At 62.0% G+C, this 245-nt stretch carries 1 protein-coding gene; it reads right to left on the minus strand.

The genetic code is table 11. The annotated features are described in order from the left end of the window. The coding region (locus RTW80_RS30375) for a glycosyltransferase family 9 protein (protein ID WP_312721935.1) at positions 1 to 245 on the minus strand (245 nt) is incomplete at both ends.

The raw sequence follows: 245 nt of genomic DNA on the forward strand, positions 1-245 counted from the left end.
GTGATAGTGCGGCCAGCGTTTTGCCGGACCGAATTCTGCGCCAGGGCAAAACCCAATCATCGGGCGTTCGGACGAAATGCCAAATGCGTTGCAGGTGTGGGATTTCTCCCCATCGCTTACCTGGAGCTGCGGCCACAGCAGCGGCTGCGGCAGATCTTTCGCGCTGCGCATCACGCCTTTGTCGTAGGCCAGCGCCACGTAGCGCTCCACCATCAGCGGCCAGGCCTCTTTATCCAGCACCCGGG

Origin of the sequence: Escherichia sp. AM3, from assembly GCF_032029835.1 — a bacterium.
In the GTDB taxonomy this organism is placed as follows: domain Bacteria; phylum Pseudomonadota; class Gammaproteobacteria; order Enterobacterales; family Enterobacteriaceae; genus Escherichia; species Escherichia coli.